21 protein-coding genes are annotated in these 17,926 nt (G+C 66.2%); 12 read left to right on the forward strand and 9 right to left on the reverse strand.

Translation table 11 applies throughout. The features are described from left to right. Positions 1–121: 121 nt before the first annotated feature. Both K0P03_RS04350 and K0P03_RS04355 read right to left on the reverse strand, forming a co-directional pair. Positions 122–448, reverse strand: coding sequence for a hypothetical protein (locus K0P03_RS04350; RefSeq protein WP_023515726.1), 327 nt, complete (start codon positions 446–448; stop codon positions 122–124). A gap of 136 nt (positions 449–584) precedes the next feature. Then, on the reverse strand, positions 585–1,043 hold the full coding sequence (locus K0P03_RS04355; RefSeq protein WP_272788991.1) for a carboxymuconolactone decarboxylase family protein: 459 nt from the start codon (positions 1,041–1,043) through the stop codon (positions 585–587). A gap of 108 nt (positions 1,044–1,151) precedes the next feature. On the opposite strand from K0P03_RS04355, the gene K0P03_RS04360 reads away from it, so the two are divergent. Next, entirely contained in the window at positions 1,152–2,018 is an 867-nt protein-coding gene (locus K0P03_RS04360) for a sigma-70 family RNA polymerase sigma factor (protein ID WP_272788992.1), read from the forward strand. A 23-nt stretch (positions 2,019–2,041) separates the two neighbouring features. On the opposite strand, the gene K0P03_RS04365 is transcribed toward K0P03_RS04360, so the two are convergent. Continuing rightward, the gene (locus tag K0P03_RS04365; protein ID WP_272788993.1) at positions 2,042–2,779 is read right to left on the reverse strand and encodes a DUF3750 domain-containing protein; all 738 of its coding nucleotides are present in this window, start codon (positions 2,777–2,779) and stop codon (positions 2,042–2,044) included. An 83-nt stretch (positions 2,780–2,862) separates the two neighbouring features. Here K0P03_RS04365 and K0P03_RS04370 point away from each other — a divergent pair, with 83 nt between their 5' ends. Continuing rightward, positions 2,863–3,870, forward strand: a complete 1,008-nt coding sequence (locus K0P03_RS04370) for an asparaginase (protein ID WP_024271215.1) — start codon at positions 2,863–2,865, stop codon at positions 3,868–3,870. Here the strand turns inward: K0P03_RS04370 and K0P03_RS04375 are convergent, their stop codons facing one another. Beyond that, entirely contained in the window at positions 3,871–4,626 is a 756-nt protein-coding gene (locus K0P03_RS04375; protein ID WP_272788994.1) for a DeoR/GlpR family DNA-binding transcription regulator, read from the reverse strand. A 99-nt stretch (positions 4,627–4,725) separates the two neighbouring features. Here K0P03_RS04375 and K0P03_RS04380 point away from each other — a divergent pair, with 99 nt between their 5' ends. Then, the gene (locus K0P03_RS04380; RefSeq protein ID WP_272788995.1) at positions 4,726–5,091 is read left to right on the forward strand and encodes a DUF4406 domain-containing protein; all 366 of its coding nucleotides are present in this window, start codon (positions 4,726–4,728) and stop codon (positions 5,089–5,091) included. A gap of 107 nt (positions 5,092–5,198) precedes the next feature. Next, positions 5,199–5,594 (forward strand): VOC family protein, encoded by a 396-nt coding sequence (locus K0P03_RS04385; RefSeq protein WP_272788996.1) that lies wholly within the window; start codon positions 5,199–5,201, stop codon positions 5,592–5,594. 240 nt (positions 5,595–5,834) lie between these two features. Here the strand turns inward: K0P03_RS04385 and K0P03_RS04390 are convergent, their stop codons facing one another. Further along, positions 5,835–6,182: an MmcQ/YjbR family DNA-binding protein gene (locus K0P03_RS04390; protein WP_272788997.1), complete on the reverse strand. Its 348-nt coding sequence runs from the start codon at positions 6,180–6,182 to the stop codon at positions 5,835–5,837. Positions 6,183–6,237: 55 nt separating this feature from the next. After that, positions 6,238–6,432, reverse strand: coding sequence for a hypothetical protein (locus K0P03_RS04395; RefSeq protein WP_272788998.1), 195 nt, complete (start codon positions 6,430–6,432; stop codon positions 6,238–6,240). 103 nt (positions 6,433–6,535) lie between these two features. Between K0P03_RS04395 and K0P03_RS04400 the strand changes: the two genes are divergently transcribed. Continuing rightward, positions 6,536–7,477, forward strand: a complete 942-nt coding sequence (locus K0P03_RS04400; RefSeq protein WP_272788999.1) for a LysR substrate-binding domain-containing protein — start codon at positions 6,536–6,538, stop codon at positions 7,475–7,477. On the opposite strand, the gene K0P03_RS04405 is transcribed toward K0P03_RS04400, so the two are convergent. Continuing rightward, a complete protein-coding gene (locus tag K0P03_RS04405; protein ID WP_272789000.1) occupies positions 7,437–8,096 on the reverse strand; it encodes a glutathione S-transferase family protein in 660 nt (219 codons plus the stop codon). The genes K0P03_RS04400 and K0P03_RS04405 overlap by 41 nt on opposite strands. 270 nt (positions 8,097–8,366) lie before the next feature. Here K0P03_RS04405 and K0P03_RS04410 point away from each other — a divergent pair, with 270 nt between their 5' ends. From K0P03_RS04410 to K0P03_RS04425, 4 genes are all read left to right on the forward strand, one after another. Then, positions 8,367–8,738, forward strand: coding sequence for a hypothetical protein (locus K0P03_RS04410; protein WP_272789001.1), 372 nt, complete (start codon positions 8,367–8,369; stop codon positions 8,736–8,738). A gap of 72 nt (positions 8,739–8,810) precedes the next feature. Next, a complete protein-coding gene (locus K0P03_RS04415; protein ID WP_443020570.1) occupies positions 8,811–10,190 on the forward strand; it encodes a PepSY-associated TM helix domain-containing protein in 1,380 nt (459 codons plus the stop codon). 26 nt (positions 10,191–10,216) lie between these two features. Next, complete coding sequence (locus K0P03_RS04420) at positions 10,217–10,714, forward strand: copper chaperone PCu(A)C (protein ID WP_272789003.1); 498 nt, start codon at positions 10,217–10,219, stop codon at positions 10,712–10,714. After that, the gene (locus tag K0P03_RS04425; protein WP_272789004.1) at positions 10,714–10,968 is read left to right on the forward strand and encodes a hypothetical protein; all 255 of its coding nucleotides are present in this window, start codon (positions 10,714–10,716) and stop codon (positions 10,966–10,968) included. Before K0P03_RS04420 ends, K0P03_RS04425 begins: the two co-directional genes overlap by 1 nt. Before the next feature lie 110 nt (positions 10,969–11,078). Here K0P03_RS04425 and K0P03_RS04430 read toward each other — a convergent pair whose 3' ends face one another. Then, on the reverse strand, positions 11,079–12,446 hold the full coding sequence (locus tag K0P03_RS04430) for a TIGR03808 family TAT-translocated repetitive protein (RefSeq protein ID WP_272789005.1): 1,368 nt from the start codon (positions 12,444–12,446) through the stop codon (positions 11,079–11,081). Positions 12,447–12,680: 234 nt separating this feature from the next. Between K0P03_RS04430 and K0P03_RS04435 the strand changes: the two genes are divergently transcribed. Beyond that, the gene (locus tag K0P03_RS04435) at positions 12,681–14,981 is read left to right on the forward strand and encodes an EAL domain-containing protein (protein WP_272789006.1); all 2,301 of its coding nucleotides are present in this window, start codon (positions 12,681–12,683) and stop codon (positions 14,979–14,981) included. A 105-nt stretch (positions 14,982–15,086) separates the two neighbouring features. Here K0P03_RS04435 and K0P03_RS04440 read toward each other — a convergent pair whose 3' ends face one another. Continuing rightward, positions 15,087–16,184, reverse strand: coding sequence for a GGDEF domain-containing protein (locus K0P03_RS04440; protein WP_024271213.1), 1,098 nt, complete (start codon positions 16,182–16,184; stop codon positions 15,087–15,089). Positions 16,185–16,342: 158 nt separating this feature from the next. Here K0P03_RS04440 and K0P03_RS04445 point away from each other — a divergent pair, with 158 nt between their 5' ends. After that, on the forward strand, positions 16,343–16,789 hold the full coding sequence (locus K0P03_RS04445; RefSeq protein ID WP_272789007.1) for a MarR family winged helix-turn-helix transcriptional regulator: 447 nt from the start codon (positions 16,343–16,345) through the stop codon (positions 16,787–16,789). An 89-nt stretch (positions 16,790–16,878) separates the two neighbouring features. Further along, entirely contained in the window at positions 16,879–17,889 is a 1,011-nt protein-coding gene (locus tag K0P03_RS04450; protein WP_272789008.1) for a ligase-associated DNA damage response exonuclease, read from the forward strand. Positions 17,890–17,926: the final 37 nt, after the last annotated feature.

Raw genomic sequence — 17,926 nt, forward strand, 5'->3', positions numbered from 1 at the left:
CGAAGACCTCGCATGGGGCACACGGCAGTTCAAGCCGTGACTTTTGGGTGAAAGAGGAGCCGTCAGGCGCGGGGCGTGGCCGATGCCGATGAAAAGCTGCTCGGTAGACGCGGAGGCAGACCTACATCAGATGCCCGGTCCACCAGCCGCGATCGCTGGACACCCTGATCAGCACCATGATCACGGTCGCGATGATGCCGCCGATGAACAGCGCAGTCGCGTGCCGGACGTAGGCCGGAGACCCCGCCGTGGCGGCCGGCACCATGGGCTTCAGGATGAAAAGCGCGATCATCACGAGAATGTCGAAGATGACCGAGACGAGGGGCCATGGTGGCAGGGCAAATTCGGTGCCCGGGATGAACACTCTCCACAGGCAGCGCAGGATCAGGAAGCCGGCAACAACCGCAAGAGCGATCGCTGCTCTGGATTGGGAACCTTGCTCGGCCATGCGTCGCTCGCCCCTGAAAGATTGGCGGGTATGAAAGCATGGCCTTGCAGAAACGGCAATCGCGGCGGTGGCCTTCGTCGGCCCTTCCCGGGTCGGGGAAGGGCCGTCGCGCAGGTGAGGCAGGCTTCGCCGGGGCTTACGGGTTCCATTCCCCCGCCACCTGCCGCGTCGCGACATTGAAGCGGTTCCACATGTTGATCGCCGCGATCTCGACGACCAGCGCGGCGAGCGTCTTTTCGTCATAGTGCCGGGCAGCCTCGTTCCAGATCGTATCCGGCACCGGCTCCTCGCGGTCGGCGATGCGCGTCAGCGCCTCGGTCAGCGCCAGAGCGGCCCGTTCCGCGTCCGTGTAGAACGGCGCCTCGCGCCAGGCGGCGACGGAGAGGATGCGCCGGTCGCTCTCGCCGGCCTTCTTCATGATGCGCGGGTGCAGATCGACGCAGAAGCCGCAGCCGTTGATCTGGCTGGCGCGCAGATGCACGAGATGGGCGGTCTTTTCCGGCAGTTCCGTCTTCTGGGCAGCGCCCTGCAGCGCCTGCATGGCCTTCATGACGTCGGGCAGCACGGTAACGATATTGGTCATACGGGATTGCATTTCATCACTCCTTGATTTGTTTTCAGCATCGACGGCAGCGAGCCCTGTCACACCGGTGCGGCTTCGTTCGTCATGGCCATGACGCCGCTGGACGAAGGAGTGTGACCGATGCGCGAAAAAAGTTTCTGGACCGACCGTTTCGAGGCCGAGCGCGGGCGCCTGCGCGCCGTTGCGCTGCGCATGCTGGGCTCGCAGGGCGAGGCCGAGGATGCGGTGCAGGAGGCCTGGCTGCGGCTGGAGCGGGCGGGTGGCGGCGAGATCGACAATCTCGGCGGCTGGCTGACCACCGTCGTCGGCCGCATCTGTCTCGACATGCTGCGCGCCCGCGCCCGGCGGCGCGAGGAGCCGATCGACGGCGAGGACGGCGCGGTCCAGCACGCAGATCCCGGCGCGGCGGCGGACGAGCAGGCGGCGCTTGCCGATTCGGTCGGCCTTGCGCTTCTCGTCGTGCTGGAGCGCCTTGCGCCCGCCGAACGCCTCGCCTTCGTGCTGCACGACATGTTCGACGTGCCCTTCGAGGAGATCGGCCGCATCGTCGACCGTTCGCCCGTCGCCGCCCGCCAGCTCGCCAGCCGCGCCCGCCGCCGCGTGCAGGGCATGCCGGAAACCCCGTCCGCCGATTACGACCGTCGTAAAAACGTCGTCGCGGCCTTCCTCGCCGCCTCGCGTGACGGCGATTTTTCCGGCCTGCTCGCCGTGCTCGATCCCGACGTCGTCTTCCATGCGGACGCCGATGCCGTCCGGCTCGGCTCGCTTGCGGAAATGCACGGCGCCCAGGCCGTGGCGACCAACTTCAAGGGCAAGGCGAAGGCGGCAAGGCTCGCGCTCATCGACGGCCAGCTCGGCCTCGCCGTCATTCTCGGCGGCGCGCTCAAGCTCGTCGTGCTCATGGAGGTGGAGGGCGATCACATCATCGCAATCGATTCCATTGCCGATCCCGCGCGTGTTGCGGCTTGCGAGGTGGCGTATCTGTAAAGGGGGGATCCGGGCGGACGGCGCTACACGCCGATGCGTCCGATCGCCGGGATCTTGATCGCCGGGCGGTAGAAATCCACGCCGGCGACGAGGCCCATGATGTGCAGCTCCAGCCCGGAGCGCAGGCCGGCGGAGATGCCGACGAGGCCGTAGAGCGTCGCATGCACGTCCTTGCCGTCGGGATCGATCGCGAAGATCCTGCCCTCCGGCAGGTAGTCGCGCCCGACCGCGTCCGGTGGCAGCACCACGCCGAGTTCCGGCACCGAGCGCAGCACATGCGCGACGAAGGTGTTGGAGTTCGGCCCCGGCCAGATGCGATAGCCACCGGGTTTGGAGTAGGGGTAGGCCACGATGGCCTTCTCGATCTTCGGGATCAGCCGCGCCGCCTCCTCGCCGCTGACGCTGACCACCACGCGGGGCGTGTTGGAGTACCAGAAGGCGTCCGGCGCATAGCCGTTCTTGCGCACCGGCGTGCCCCAGCCGACCTTGTCGTAGCGGTTGTAGCTTCCGGCGTTCGCCTCCTTGGTGACGATCCAGGCGTGGCTCGCCACCGCGCCCTTGAGGCCGCCCGTCGCGGCGGAAAAGATGTGGATCGTCGCCTGTGGCGTGTCTTCGGCCCCGGGCAGGATGCCGGCGGATTTCCAGTTCGCCTCCCGCCAGTTCTGCGGCCGGTCCTTGATGTACCAGTAGCCCGCCGAGGCGAGCGCCGGCATGAGGTAGATCACGAGGAAGAGGACAAGGACATTCCTCAACAGTTTCATGCGCGGCACCTCCGAAATCGCGTGTGCGGGCCCAGGTTTTCGGATAATACCGCACCGGAAACCGGAAATTTGAGGGCATGAACATGGCAAACCCCGTCCTTGTCGAAGTCACCCGCGGCAATCTCGTCGAAAGCCGCCATCGCGGCATGGTCGTCGCGGTCGACGGCGATGGCAAGGTGGTGTTTTCGCAGGGCGATATCGAGGCCGGCGTCTTCCCGCGTTCGGCCTGCAAGGCCATGCAGGGCCTGCCGCTCGTCGAAAGCGGCGCGGCGGACGCCTACGGCTTCGGCAACAGGGAACTGGCGCTCGCCTGTTCCTCGCACAGCGGCGAGCCGGAACATGCAAGCCTTGCCGGTGCCATGCTGGCCGCCGCCGGCGTCGACGAGAGCGTCCTGGAATGCGGCGCCCACTGGTCCTTCGAGCAGCCGGTGCTGATCGGTCAGGCGCGCGGCCTCGAGCGGCCGAGTGCGCTCCACAACAACTGCTCGGGCAAACATGCCGGCTTCGTCTGCGCCGCCTGCCACACCGGCAAGGACCTCAAGGGCTATGTGCGCTACGAGCACCCGGTCCAGGCGGAGATCCGCGGCGTCATGGAAAGCCTGACGGGCGCTGCGCTCGCGACCGACAATTGCGGCGTCGACGGCTGCTCCATCCCCACCTATGCCATGCCGCTGAAGAGCCTCGCGCACGGTTTTGCCAAGATGGCGACCGGCACCGGCCTTGCCCCTGAGCGCGCGAAGGCCGCGCGCCGGCTGATGGAGGCGTGCATGGCCGAGCCCTTCTACGTCGCCGGCACCAAGCGGGCCTGCACGCGGCTGATGAAGACGGCTCCCGGCCGCATCTTCGCCAAGACCGGCGCCGAGGGCGTCTTCTGCGCGGCCATCCCGGAAAAGGGCATCGCCATCGCCCTCAAATGTGAGGACGGCACGACCCGCGCCGCCGAAAGCATGGTCGCCGCCACGCTCGCCCGCTTCTTCGCCGACGAGCCCGCCCTCCACGCCGCTCTGATGGCCGAAGCCAACCGCTCCATGTCGAACTGGAACGGCGTTCATGTCGGCGACGTCCGCGTCACGGACGCTTTCGCGGCCTGATCAGGCCTCGATGATCTCCATCCCCGCTTCCCGGTAGGGGGCAATCGTCTCCGGCGGTAGGCCGGGCGGGAGGAGGAGACCGGTGGCGGCTGCGAGCGGCAGGATCTTCCAGGGCGAGGCGCAGCCGAGTTTTTCCCGCGTCAGCAGGACCCAGGTCGCTGCGGCGTTCTCGGCGATGGTGCGTTTGGTGGCGGCTTCCTCCATGTCGCCGGTGGTGAAGCCGTGCGTCGGATGCGCGGCCGTCACGCCCATGAAGTAGAGATCCGCCTTCAGGCCGCGTATCGCCTCCAGCGCCATGGCGCCGGTTGACACCATCGAATGTTTGTAGAGCCTGCCGCCGATCAGCACGATCTCGGCGGTCGGGTGGCGCTCGAGCTCGCAGGCGATCGTCGGGCTGTGCGTCACCACCGTGAAGGCGAAATTGCGCGGCAGCAGGCGGGCAAGCGCCGCCGTCGTCGTGCCGCCATCGAGGAAGATCACCTGGCCGGGCTCGATCATCGCCGCCGCGCGCGCGCCGAGCGCGGTCTTCTCGTCCGTCGCCATCGCCTGTCGTGCCGAAAAATCCGGCAGCGGTGGAGCGAGCGGCAGCGCGCCGCCATGCACGCGCTTGAGCAGGCCGTCCGCCGCCATTTCCCGAAGATCCCGCCGGATCGTGTCCTCCGACAGGTCGAGTTCCGCGGCGAGCGTCTTTGCGACGATCTCGCCGTCGCGGTCGAGACGCTGGGCGATCAGCGTCTTTCTCTGGCTGGTCAGCATATCTGTGCTCCATCTTGACTCTGCACGAAATTACACGAATAATCATGAGATATCCAGAAAATTCCGGATATTTCATGCATCAATGGTAAGGAGTAAGACATGCTGATCCTGATTGCCGGCCCCTATCGTTCGGGCACCGGAGACGATCCCGTGAAGATGACGGAGAACCTGAAGCGGCTGGAGGCGCCGTCCTATGCGCTGTTCAAGGCGGGCCATGTGCCGATGATCGGCGAATGGGTGGCGCAGCCCGTCTGGCATGCGGCCGGGGGCAAGACGGTGGGCGACGCACTGCACGAGGAGATTTTCTACCCGACGGCGCACCGCCTGCTCGAACTCTGCGAGGGCGTGCTGCGCCTTCCGGGGGACTCCAAGGGGGCGGACAACGACGTGCGCATCGCCCGCGAGCGCGGCATTCCGGTCTGGCACCGGCTGGAGGACGTGCCGGGCTGCGCGGCGGCTGCATAATTTTTGCAGGTCCGTGTCGGGAAGGGGCGCGGTGATCCGTCCTTGTGGCATAACGGGCGATCCGCCGCCGGCGGCGCCCGCGACATGGCAAACCAAGGAGAACGTTCATGCGCATGATCTTCGTCAACCTGCTCGTCAAGGACCTGCCCGCGACCCGCCGTTTCTTCGGCGCCCTCGGCTTTTCCTTCAATGAGGCCTACAGCGACGAAACCGCCGCCTGCATGGTGGTGGACGACAACATCTTTGTCATGCACCTGACGGAGCCGAAGTTCGCCCAGTTCGTCACGGGCAAGGTCGGCGATCCCGAGGAGGCGACGCAGGTGCTGACCTGCCTTTCCGCCGCGAGCCGTCAGGAGGTCGACGACATCAAGGCGAAAGCGCTCGCCGCTGGCGGGCGCGAATGGAAGCCGAACATCGAGTTCGGCCCGATGTACGGCTGCTCCTTCCAGGATCCGAACGGCAATGTCTGGGAGTTCATGCACATGGACCAGTCGGTCGGCTGAGGGCGGGCGAGGGACTGCGCGGAGACTGGCGTCCCGCCCCTCATCCGCCCGCCTGCCGGCATTTTGTCCCCACAAGCGGGGAGAAGGAACGGGCGGAAATGTCTGGGAAATTGGCGCCGTTTCGGGAAAGCGGTGCGGCAACTCCTTCTCCCCGCCTGCGGGGAGAAGGTCGCGGCAGCGGGATGAGGGGCCTTTTTCATTCGATGAGACCGCGCACCCCGGCGATTGCTCCGTAAGATCCTACGCCAACAGCTTGCGCAGCCGCGCAGGCGCCTTGAGGCGCCAGGCCTCGGTCATCCGCTGCCGCAGTTCCGTATCGCCGATCGCGGCGGCGCGCAGGAGGAGGGCCGGCCAACCATTGTAGTGGTCCGTCTCATAGTAGATTTCGGGCGCCATCTCGATCAGGCGCTCCTTCTCGTCCATCGGCGCCATCAAGACCAAGGTCTCGGCATCCTTGATGCGCAGGAAGAGTTTTCCCGCCACCTTGAGTGCGGGCGTGCCGTAGGATGTGCCCGTCTCGACGCCCGGCAGGCCTGTTGCGAGGCGCTGGAGCCGCGCCAGGAGCGCTTCGGTCGTGTCTTCAGGCATGTGCCATCCTCCCCGGCCAGGATAGACCGGACCGGGGGGAACGGCGAGGGGAGGATCAGAGTGGCCGGGGGCAGGCCTCGGCCCGCAGGGCCGGGGTACGGAAGAGCCCGAAGGGCAGGTCGCCGAGCGCGCGCGAATCCATCGCCTCGATCTCGGGATGGGACAGCGGGTCGCGCAGCCAGACGGGCGCCTCCGCAGCATCGGCCTCGGCACGCAGTGCTTCTGCGGCTCTGGAGAAAATCTTGAACATTGCCTTCTCCTTGTGGTTCGTTACCATGGATGATGGCTGATAATCTCGCTGAAAGGCCGTTCCCGCAATCGAGTAGTTCAGGATGAGGATATAGAAAAGCTATATGAGAAACCTCAATCGCGTGCATCTCAACGGCCTGCGGGCGCTGGAAGCGGTGGGTCGGCTCGGCTCGCTGCAGGCGGCGGCGGAAGAGCTCGGCGTAACGGTGGGCGCGGTGAGCCAGCAGATCATCAAGGCGGAGGACCAGCTTGGCCGGGCGATCTTCGACCGCACCGCGCGCGGCCTGCAGCAGACCGCCTTCGGCACGCCGTTCCTCGCGCGGCTTACGGCAGGTTTCGGCCAGCTTTCCGAGGCGGTCGCCACCACCCAGCGCCGCGACGATGCGATCCTGACGATTTCGGTCGCGCCGATCTTCGCCTCGCGCTGGCTCATCCACCGCATCGACCGTTTCGCCGCCGCCCATCCCGATATCAGCCTGCGCATCGAGGCCTCGACGACGCTGGTCGATCTGGCGCGCTCCGATGTCGACCTCTGCATCCGTGTCGGCCCGGGCACCTGGCCGGATGTGGCGGCGGAATTCCTGGTGCCGCAGGTCGTCTTCCCGGTCTGCGCGCCGGCGCTGGCGGAGGGGATCCGGACGCCACAGGACCTGTCGGAGCAACCGGCCGTGGTCGACGGCAACGACGCCTTCACCTGGGAGCGCTGGCTGGCGCTTGCCGGGTTCGCCGTGCCGCCGCCCAAGGCGCGGCATGTCTTTTCCGATGCCTCGCTCTGCCTCGATGCGGCGCTGGCAGGGCAGGGCGTGCTGCTGGCCTATCCGGTGCTGGCCTCCTGGGCACTGAAGGAGGGGCGGCTCGTCGCACCGTTCCCCATCCGGGTGGAAACCGGCATGGGCTATTATTTCGTGACGGCGCCGGGCGTGCCGGAGCCGCGCAAGGTCTCGCTGTTCAAGCGCTGGCTGCGCGCGGCACTCGCCGAGGACGAGGACGGCTTTGCCGGCGCGGTCATTCCGGCTCGGCGAGCCGCGTCGCTATCATCGCCTTGAAGGCCGGGCGCGCCTGGCAGGCCGCAAGCCAGGCCTTGACGTTCGGTGCCGCGTCGAAGAGCTGCTCCTGGCTCATCGCATAGCGGAAGACCTCCGCAAGGTTGAGGTCGGCGACGGTGAAGCGGTCGCCGACGACATGGCCGGTGGCGGCAAGATGGGCATCCAGCCGCCTGAAACAGGTTCTCAGCGCCCGCGCGGCGCCGCGGATGGCAAGACGGCCTTCCTCGCTCTCGGCGGACTTGCTGTTGTTCAGCATGATGATCTTCACGGCATGCGGCTCGACCTCGGTTGCCGCCCACATCGTCCATTGCAGCATGTCCGCCTCTTCGGTGATCGTCTGGCCGGAGAGCGGGCCGCCATGCTTGCGGGCGAGGTAGAGGTTGATCGCCAGTGATTCCATCATGACGAAGCCATCGTCGTCGATGCAGGGAATGAGGCCGGTCTGATTGACGGCGAGAAACGCCGGCGACTGGGTGTTGAGCGGGGCGTCGGCCGCCTGCGGGTCGTCGAGCCGGTAGGCCTGGATGACCGGCACGCTTTCGAAGGGAAGGCCGAGTTCGCCGGCAAGCCAGTAGTTGCGCGAGGCGCGCGAGCGGTAGACGCCGTAGATGGTGAGCATGGATCCTCCCTGGGATGCCCGGCTTGGTGCGGGCTTGCGTCAGAACAAAGAACCCGGACGATCTCTCGCGCTAGATGAAAGACGAAACGGCCCGGGCCGTGCCGCACCATAGGCGGCGGTTCGGGGAAGCGGTAGAGCGCCGGCCTGATCGATCCATGAATTGTCGTGATGGTGCCGGGCCTGCTTTGTCGCATTGACCTTCCGCCGGCCTGGGGCTAAGGGCGAAGGGTCCGTGCGGATCGCGGATGGGGACGACCGATGACACGATGCATGACACGCTGGGCCGCTTGCCTGCGCATTCTCTGCGCGGTCGCCCTGCTGTTCGTCGGTTTCGCCCATCAGCCGGCCTCGGCCACCGCGCCAAGTGCGCTGGAGCTCACCCAGTACGTTCTTCCCGACGGCACCCTGCCGGACATCTGCCTCAACGACATGGTCGACGGCAAGGTCAAGCATGTGACGCCGGTGAAGTGCGAGGCCTGCCGCATCGGCAGTGCCATGCTGATACCGGCGCCGGCCGATCTTGACGGCGCCGTGTTTGTCTTCCGCCGTGTCGCGGCGCTCCCCCTCATCGAGGAGGCGTTGCGCCCGCGGCGCGAGCGTCCCGGCGCGCCGCCCCGCGCGCCTCCCTTCCTGTCCGCCTGATCGTTGCGCCCGCACGCCGGTTTACCGCCGTGTGCCGAAACTCCAGCCTGACAGGACCCTTGCATGTCCGTGATTTCCGATGCGCCGGCCGTTGCCGCCGCTGAACCCTCCGCGCTCGCGCAGCGCCTCTACCGCGCCATCTGGCGATGGCACTTCTTCGCCGGCCTTCTCGCCGTGCCCTTCATGATCAGCCTTGCCATCACCGGCGGGCTCTACCTCTTCAACGACGAGATCGACGCCAGCCTGTTCCGCTACCGCAACTATGTCGCGGTCGGCGGCGCGGCGCTGCCGCCCTCGGCCATCGTGGAAAAGGCCGTCGCCGCCGTGCCCGGCGCGGCGCTCTCCTCCTACCGCACGCCGGCCGGCGCGGACCGCTCGGCCCGCGTGACCGTCTCCACCGAGGCCGGCAAGGTGCTGGTCTTCGTCAATCCCTATGACGGTGCCGTTCTGGATACGGTCGGCGCCAAGGAGGAATTCAACCAGGTCGTCGAGGACCTGCACAGCCTCGATTACTTCGGCACCTCCTGGGAGCGCATCATCGAGGTCGTCGCCGGGTTTGCCGTGGTGCTCGTCCTGACCGGGGTCTATCTCTGGTGGCCGCGCAACCAGACGGGCGGCGTGCTCAGCGTGCGCGGCACGCCGGCCCGGCGCGTCTTCTGGCGCGACCTGCATGCCGTCACCGGCATCTTCGCCGCCGTGCTCATCCTGTTCCTGGCCTTCAGCGGCCTGCTGTGGACCGGTTTCTGGGGCAGCAAGGTCAACGGTTATCTCACGGCGAACGGCATGGGCTATCCGGTCGAGCTGTGGGACCGGGTGCCGCATTCCATGCTGGTCACCACGGATGTGCTGCCGAAGACCGCCTGGCTCCTCGAAAACGCGCCGGTGCCGACTTCCACGCCGCCGGGCGAGGGGCAGGTGGCACTGCCCGCCATCGGCCTCGACAATGCCGTATCGATCGCCAATGCTGCCGGCATGCTGCCCGGCTACGACCTCTCGCCGCCCTCGGGCGAGACCGGTGTCTACACTGCGGCGATCTATCCGGCCGACCTGCAATACGAGCGTACGCTGCACATCGACCAGTATACTGGCGAACGCCTCGTCGATACCGCCTATGCCGACTATCCGGCGACCGGCAAGCTGATCGAATGGGGCATCAACGTGCACAAGGGGCAGGAGTGGGGGCTGTTCAACCAGCTTCTCATGCTCTCCACCTGCCTCGTCGTCATTGCGATGAGCCTGTCGGGTGTCGTCATGTGGTGGAAGCGCCGGCCGAAGGGCCGCATCGGCGTGCCGCCTGGCCCGCGCGAGGGGCGCATCTATGCCGGCCTGTGGGCCATCGCCGCCATCTTCGGCGTGCTCTTCCCGCTGACCGGCCTCACCATCCTCGCCATGATCCTCCTCGACCAGGTTGTCATCCGCTTCGCGCCGCCGCTGCGGCGCTTCTTTTCCTGAACCGAAAGCCAGAAAGGATTTTTTCCATGAAACGTATTTTTGCCTCCGTCGTCGCCCTGGCGCTCTCCGCCTCGGCCGTCTTCGCCCACGAGTTCACCCTCGGCAGCCTCGAGATCGGCCATCCCGCCTCCAAGGCGACGCTGCCGGGCCAGCCCGTCGGCGGCGGTTTCATGACCATCACCAACAAGGGCACCGAGGCCGACCGCCTCGTCTCCGTCACCGCGCCTGACGTCTCCGACGACGTGCAGATCCACGAAATGGCCGTGGAGAACGACGTGATGAAGATGCGCCAGCTGCCCGACGGCATCGAGATCCCGGCCGGCGCCAAGGTCGAGCTGAAGTCCGGCGGCCTGCACGTCATGTTCATGCGTATCAAGCATCCCTTCAAGGAAGGCGAGACATTCAAGGCGACGCTGAATTTCGAGAAGGCCGGCAAGATCGACGTGGATTTCAAGATCGAGGCCGCCAAGCCGGGTGCCAAGCCGGCTGACGGCGCCGCCGCCAGCCATGAAGGCCACCAATAGTGGCTGCGGGTGAAGAGACGCGAGCGAGCGGGCGGCCGCTCGTCCTGCGGCTTGCCTATGCCTTCCCCGTTTTCGGGTGGATGCTGCGGGAAGCCGCCGAGGGCCCGGCGGTCGCCAAGACGCTGTTCGTCGTCAATTGCCTGCTGATCTGGATCCTCGCGATCGCGATCTTCGGCTACCCCGCGATCATCCTGCCGGCGCTCGCCATAGTGCCGATAATCTTCACGGTGCTGATCCTGATCACCAAGGGGTGATGGTGGCCACCAGGGGATGAGAGCGGATGAGGGGGCGATGCGGCTGCCCCCTCATCCACCATGGCGCCTCTCCGTTCGGGCAGGAAAGAGAGACGCGTCGCGGGACGGAGTCAGCCCGTCCGGTTCCGTTCGATCGTCAGATGCGCGAAGGTCGAGCCCTCGCTTGCAAGGTCTCCGGTGGTGCGCTCGTTCCAGCGGTAGCCGGCAATGGCGCCGTTCGGGGTATCCTCGAAGATGTTGCCGGAGATGAGGGCCGAGCCCGCTTCCTCCACGACCGTCACCGCGCAGCCGACCGGGCTCTGGCGCACCAGATTGCCGCTGACGACGAGGCCGCGCATATAGGGCCCCCAGCCGAGCATCAGCCCCCATTTGGGGGCATTCTCCACCGTGTTGCCGGAGACGACCGTATCGGCCTCCACGGCAATGCCGAAGCCGAAGCCGGCGCCGTCGTGGACATAGGGGCCTTCGAGCTTCAGGTTGCGCACCACGTTGCCGCTGACGGTGGCCAGCCGCCCGCCCTCGTCGAAATTGACGATAAGGATGCCGTTGGCGGCGCCGTCGACGAGGTTGCTGTTGACCAGTGCGCCCTCGAAGCCGAATTCGGAGTAGATCGCCGTCTCGCCGCTGTCGAGGCAGGTGTTGCCCGCTATCTGCACGTTGGAGCCGGCATTGGCGCGGATGGCGGAAAAGGCGCAGCCGGAAATGTGGTTGTTGCTGATCATCACCGCGTCGGCGCGGAAGATGTTGATGCCGTTGCCATATTGGCCGGTGCCGCTATGGGTGGCGGAAATCCGGGCGATGCGATTGCCCGAGACGATCGTGCCGTCGCGGCCCTTCTCCCAGCGGTGGATGAGGATGCCGCCGTTGCCGCAGTCGAAGACGTGGTTGCCGGTGACCGAGAGGTCGCGGCTCTCGACGGCATAGAGCGCGTATTCGGCCGCGCCCGAAAGCCGGCTGCGCTCGACGCGCCCGCCGCAGCGCTGCAGGCTGACGGCGGTCTTGGAGGAGCCCTGGATCTCGCAGTTCTCGATGATCACATTGGCGACGTTGCTGAAATGCACGAGACCGTCCACCGTGTCGCCGAGCCAGCGGTTCGCCCCGTCGATAACGAGATTGGCAAGCTCGATCCGACCCGCGCCATCGGCCGCGAAGAGGTGGCCGTCGCCGCCATAGACGATGCGGGTGGCGCCCGGTACGCCGGTGAGGCGGGTGTTGTCGGGCAGCGTGATGTTGGAGACGACATAGTCGCCCGGCGGCAGGAAGACCGGCGTGTTCTTCGCCGCCGCGTCCTTCAGCAGCCTCGCGAAGGCCTTGCTCTTGCGGTCGTCCGCCCCGGGACGGATGCCGTGCGCCGACGCATCGATGCTGCCCCTGAGGTCGACGTCGACGACCGGCAGCTGTGTGCGGGCGTGTACCGGGGCGGCGATGCCTGCCGCGCCGAGACCGAGACCCGAGAGGAATAACCGTCTGCTAACCATGAAAGCTCCTTGCCGGCAAAGGAGCAGGAACCGTGCCAGGTGGTGTTGTGCCGAAACGGCACGGTAAGGATGCTGCGCGCCAGGGTTGCCGAAATGGGGCGGAAGGCCCCGGATTGGCAGCATTTCGCCGGTTTCCTTTAGGGTTGGATAACGACTCTAGGTGTACCGTCGGGCATTCCGAAAGGAGAGGCGGCCGGCAATGTCTTTCCTCGCGTTTGGGACTTGCAGGGATTCATGTCGACAAAACTGTCTCACCTTGGCAACGACGAGGCCGACCCGACGGTGCGGTTGATGTCCGCCAGCCAGCGTCTCATCAGCGAGGCGGCCCGGCTCTTCCCGCTCGCCTCCGCGCAGAGCGAGCGCACGATGTGGCTCGAGGCCATGATCGACGAGGTGCCCGACTACCTCTACTTCAAGGACAGGAACAGCCGCTTCGTCGTCGCCAACCGCGCGATCGTCATCGACAACCGGCGCGAGGGGCTGGAGAGCCTCGAAGGCCTCTCCGACTTCGATATCCATCCGGAACATGTCGCGCGCGGCTTCTTCGAGACCGAACAGGAGATCATCCGTTCCGGCCGCCCGATGCTCGACATGGAGGAGCTGATCCGCGATTCCACGGGCCGGCTCAAATGGCTGCTCACCTCGAAACTGCCCGTGCGCAACGGCGAGGGCGAGGTGATCGGCCTTGTCGGCGTCGCGCGGGACATCACCGAGCGCAAGCGCTCCGAGAGCCTGCATGTCGGCCAGGCGCATCTTCTGAAGATGATCGCGCTCGGCGCGCCGCTGACCGAGGTCTTCTCTTCGCTCATCCTCCTCATCGAGGCGCATGTGCCCGATGTCCTCGGCTCCATCCTGATGCTAGCGCACGACGGCAAGCGCATGCTGAGCGGCGCCGCGCCCAATCTCGATCCCGGTTATTGCAAGCTGATCGACGGCCTGGAGATCGGCCCGAAGGTCGGCTCCTGCGGCACGGCCATGTGGCGGGGCGAACCCGTCATCGTCTCCGACATCCAGACCGACCCGCTCTGGGAGGATTTCAAGGCGCTCGTTGCGCCCTATGGCTTCCGCGCCTGCTGGTCCTCGCCGATCCGCTCCTACCAGGGCAAGGTGCTCGGCTCCTTCGCGCTCTATTCGCGCAGCAGCGGCGAGCCCACTGCCGAATGCATGAAGCTCGTCGGCATGGCGACGCACATTGCCGGCATCGCCATCGAGCGCAAGGAAGCGGAAGACAGCATCCAGTTCATGGCTCATCACGACACGCTGACGGGCCTGCCGAACCGCAGCATGCTCGACGAGCGCGTCGCCTCGGCCATCGAGGCGGCGGACGAGCGCGGCGGTTCGATGACGCTCGCCTTCCTCGATCTCGACAATTTCAAGCTGGTCAATGACAGCCTCGGCCACCATGCCGGCGACGCGCTGCTGAAGATCGTCGCCGCGCGCATGCAGCAGTGCGTGCGGGCGAGCGACAGCATCGTGCGTCTCGGCGGCGACGAGTTCGTCGTGCTGATCAACGGTGCGATGCGCAAGGGCGAGAGCGTGGAGGACCGGCTGCGCGCCGTGCGCGAGGCGGTCGCCGAGCCCGTTCTCATCGAGGGCCGTTCCTTCCAGATCACCTGCAGCATGGGCGTTGCCGCCTATCCGGAGCACGGACGCAACGCGACCGAGCTGATGGCCCGCGCGGATGCCGCCATGTACCGCGCCAAGGAGATCGGCCGCGATGCCATGCAGGTCTTCACCGCCGAGCTTGCCAACCGGGCGCACGAGAAGCTGGAGCGCCAGGAGGAACTGCGCCACGCACTCGCCCAGGGCGAGCTCTTCCTGCAATACCAGCCGCAGATGGATCTTGCGACCGGGCGCATCTTCGCCGTCGAGGCGCTGATCCGCTGGCGCCATCCCGAGCGCGGGCTGATCGGCCCAGGTGATTTCATTCCGCTGGCCGAGGAGACCGGGCTGATCGGCCCGATCGGCGACTGGACCCTGCGCGCCGCCTGCCGGCAGAACAAGGCGTGGCAGGAAAGCGGCCTGCCGCCCATCGTCGTCAGCGTCAACGTCTCGGCCCGCCAGTTCCAGGAGAAGGACTGGGTTGAGCGCGTCGCCGCAGCCCTCGCCGAAAGCGGGCTGGAGGCGCGCTATCTGGAGCTGGAGCTCACCGAAAGCCTGATCATGCAGGATGTCCAGCAGGCGGTGGAGACCATGCACCGTCTCGAAAAGCTCGGCGTGCACCTGGCCATCGACGATTTCGGCACCGGCTATTCCAGCCTTTCCTCGCTGAAGCGCTTTCCCGTCGGCCGCCTGAAGATCGACCGCTCCTTCGTGCAGGACCTGCCCGACGACGGTGACGATGCCGCCATCGCCCGCGCCGTCATCTCGCTCGCCCATACGCTGCAGCTGCGGGTGATCGCCGAAGGCGTCGAGACGCGCGAACAGGTGGACTTCCTGCGCGACGCCGGCTGCGACGAGATCCAGGGCTATTACCTTTCCCGCCCCATCGACGCCCGCGCTCTTCAGGCGATCCTCTGTATTCCCAGTCTCTAGGGCAACTCCAGCAAAAGTGCACAGCGGTTTTGCGTCCGGAATTGCGTTAAAACAAGGAGCTGGAGCACCTTCGCGATTCAAGGAAAGGCGGAAATGCTCTCGCCTTCAGCCGGCGGCCTTGTAGCGCTCCTGCGCGGTCCGCTCCGGCGCTGCGCCCGCGCGCAGGTTCGCACCGGTCTTGTGCAGGTACATGCGCTGGTCGGCGTCCTTGATGAGCGCGTCCTCGCTCATATATTCCTGCGTGCCGGTTTCCGACACGCCGATGCTGATCGAGAAATCCGGGTTTTCCAGCGAGAACTCGCTGGCGATGCGCTGGGCGATCTGCTGAGCGCCGGCATGGTCGCAATCGGGCAGGATCACGCAGAATTCGTCGCCGCCGACCCGGCAGGCGAAATCCGCCGAGCGCACCTGGTTGCTCATGCAGTGGCCGAGCGAGATGAGGATCTCGTCGCCCTTGGCATGGCCGTAGGTGTCGTTGATGTGCTTGAACTTGTTGACGTCGATATAGATGAGGCTGAGCAGCGTGTGGCGGCGCTGGGCCATGCGCAGCTCGCTCTTCATGATCTTCATCATGCCGCGCTTGTTGTAGAGGCCGGTCAGCGAGTCCCGTTCGGCGTGGTTGCCGAGCGTCTTGGCCTTTTCTTCCAGCGCATAGGCATAGGCCTCGGTGCGCTTCTTGGCGCTTTCGACCTCGCTCACTAGCGTGTCGATATAGGTGTCGAAGACGAGCGTGATGTCGAAGAAGAACAACTTGTCGATCGCGACCATGATCGGGCGCAGGATCGCCGGATCGGCGAAATGCCGTTCGAGGGTGGAGAACAGGATGTGCTTGAGCGTGCGCACGCCGGACAGGAAGAGTTTCGGCTCGACGCCGATGCGCTTGTGCACCAGGCCGATGCGCAGGCGGCTGTTGACATATTCGCCGTCGTAGTAACCGGAGAACATCTCGATGATGTATTTGCGCTGGGCCGCGCGCAGCCGGCGCATCGTCTCGGAATCGCCGATGACGATGGAGATCTCGTCAAATTCCGTCTGGTGCCGGTAGAAGGCCTCGACGATGTCCTCGATCTCGCTTTCGATCAGTTTCTTCAGGCTGGCGATGAGGTCCAGCTCGTCCTGGCTGAGGTCGAGCAGCTGCATGCGATGAAAGATTTCGATCTCGTTGATGCGCATCTGCTCGAGAAGCGTCTTGTCTGTCATCATGGGGGCGGAATCCTCGCTGCCGGCGACTGGTGCACGAAGTATGAATTTTCTTGTTAAACAAAGTCTAAAAATGACGATTGTCAGGCTTTCGCAGGCGGGATTTCTTTGTGGGCCGAATGGGCCTTGACATTGTTATGTTGATATCAACAGTAAGAGGTATGTCCGACGATGCCCTGATTCCCTATGAGACGACCCTTTTCGTGCGCGACAATTGCCTGTGCCTGCATGCCCAGCGCGCGGCGCGGGCGCTGGCCCGGCGGTTCGACGACGCCCTGCGCCCCTATGGTCTTACCAACGGCCAGTTCTCGCTGCTGATGGCGCTGAACCGGCCGGAACCGCCGCCGATGGGCCCGGTCGCCGCCGTGCTGGCCATGGACCGCACGACGCTGACGGCCGCGCTGAAGCCGCTCGAGCGTCGCGGCCTCGTCGTCATCGAGGCCGATCCGCGCGACCGGCGCGGTCGGCTGCTGCGCCTGACGGGCGAGGGGCGCCGGCTGCTGACGAAGGCCTTCCCGGTCTGGAAGGAAACGCACGAGAAGATCGACCGCCAGCTTTCGGACGTCGACATGGCGGTGCTGCGCGCCGGCATGCTGGCGATCGCCTGAGCGGACGCACAGGGCGAGAGCCTCGGTTTGCGGCCCGCCGCGCGCGCCTGCCACTGGCGGCGCGCGCGAAACCCACTATCTTCTCCCAGATGAAGCCCGACCAGCTCCTCCATCCGGCGCCCGCCGGCCTCTATTGCCCTGCCGGCGATTTCTACATCGATCCCGTCCGCCCCGTGGCGAGGGCGCTGATCACGCACGGCCATTCCGACCATGCCCGCGCCGGCCATGGCGCGGTGCTGGCGACGCGCGAGACGCTCGACATCATGGAAATCCGTTACGGCGCGGATTTCTGCGGCACGAGGCAGGCGGCGGCCTTCGGCGAGCGCATCGACCTTTCCGGCGTCACCGTCTCCTTCCATCCTGCCGGCCATGTGCTCGGCTCGGCGCAGATTGCCGTCGAACGGAACGGGCTGCGCATCGTCGCGTCGGGCGATTACAAACGCGGCGCCGACCCGACCTCGACCCCTTACGAGCCGGTGCCTTGCGATGTCTTCATCACCGAGGCGACCTTCGGCCTGCCGGTCTTCCACCATCCCGAGCCGAAGGGCGAGATGGGCAAGCTGCTGTCCTCGCTGCGGCAGTTCCCCGAGCGCAGCCATCTCCTCGGCGCTTATTCGCTGGGCAAGGCGCAGCGCGTCATTCGCCTGCTGCGTGATTGTGGCTATGACGCACCGATCTACATCCACGGTTCGCTCGCCCGCCTTTGCGACTATTATGTCAGCTGCGGCATCGCGCTCGGCGATCTGCGTCCCGCCACGACGGAGGGCAGCAGCCCCGCCGATTTCCGCGGCGCCGTCGTCGTCGGCCCGCCTTCCGCCTTCGCCGACCGCTGGGCGCGGCGCTTCAACGAGCCGCTCGTCGCCTTCGCCTCCGGCTGGATGATGGTGCGCCAGCGGGCAAAACAGGGCGGCGTCGAGCTGCCGCTCGTCATCTCAGACCATTGCGACTGGCCTGAATTGACCGAGACGATCCGCGAGCTTGCGCCGCGCGAGGTCTGGGTGACACATGGCCGTGAGGAGGCACTGGTGCGCTGGTGCGAACTCGCTGGCGTCCCGGCCCAGCCGCTGCATCTCGTCGGCTATGAGGATGAGGGGGATTGAGGCTGAAACGCACCCGCTGCCATCGCGCGAAAGGTCA

Source organism: Shinella sp. HY16 (genome assembly GCF_028534175.1).
GTDB lineage: Bacteria > Pseudomonadota > Alphaproteobacteria > Rhizobiales > Rhizobiaceae > Shinella.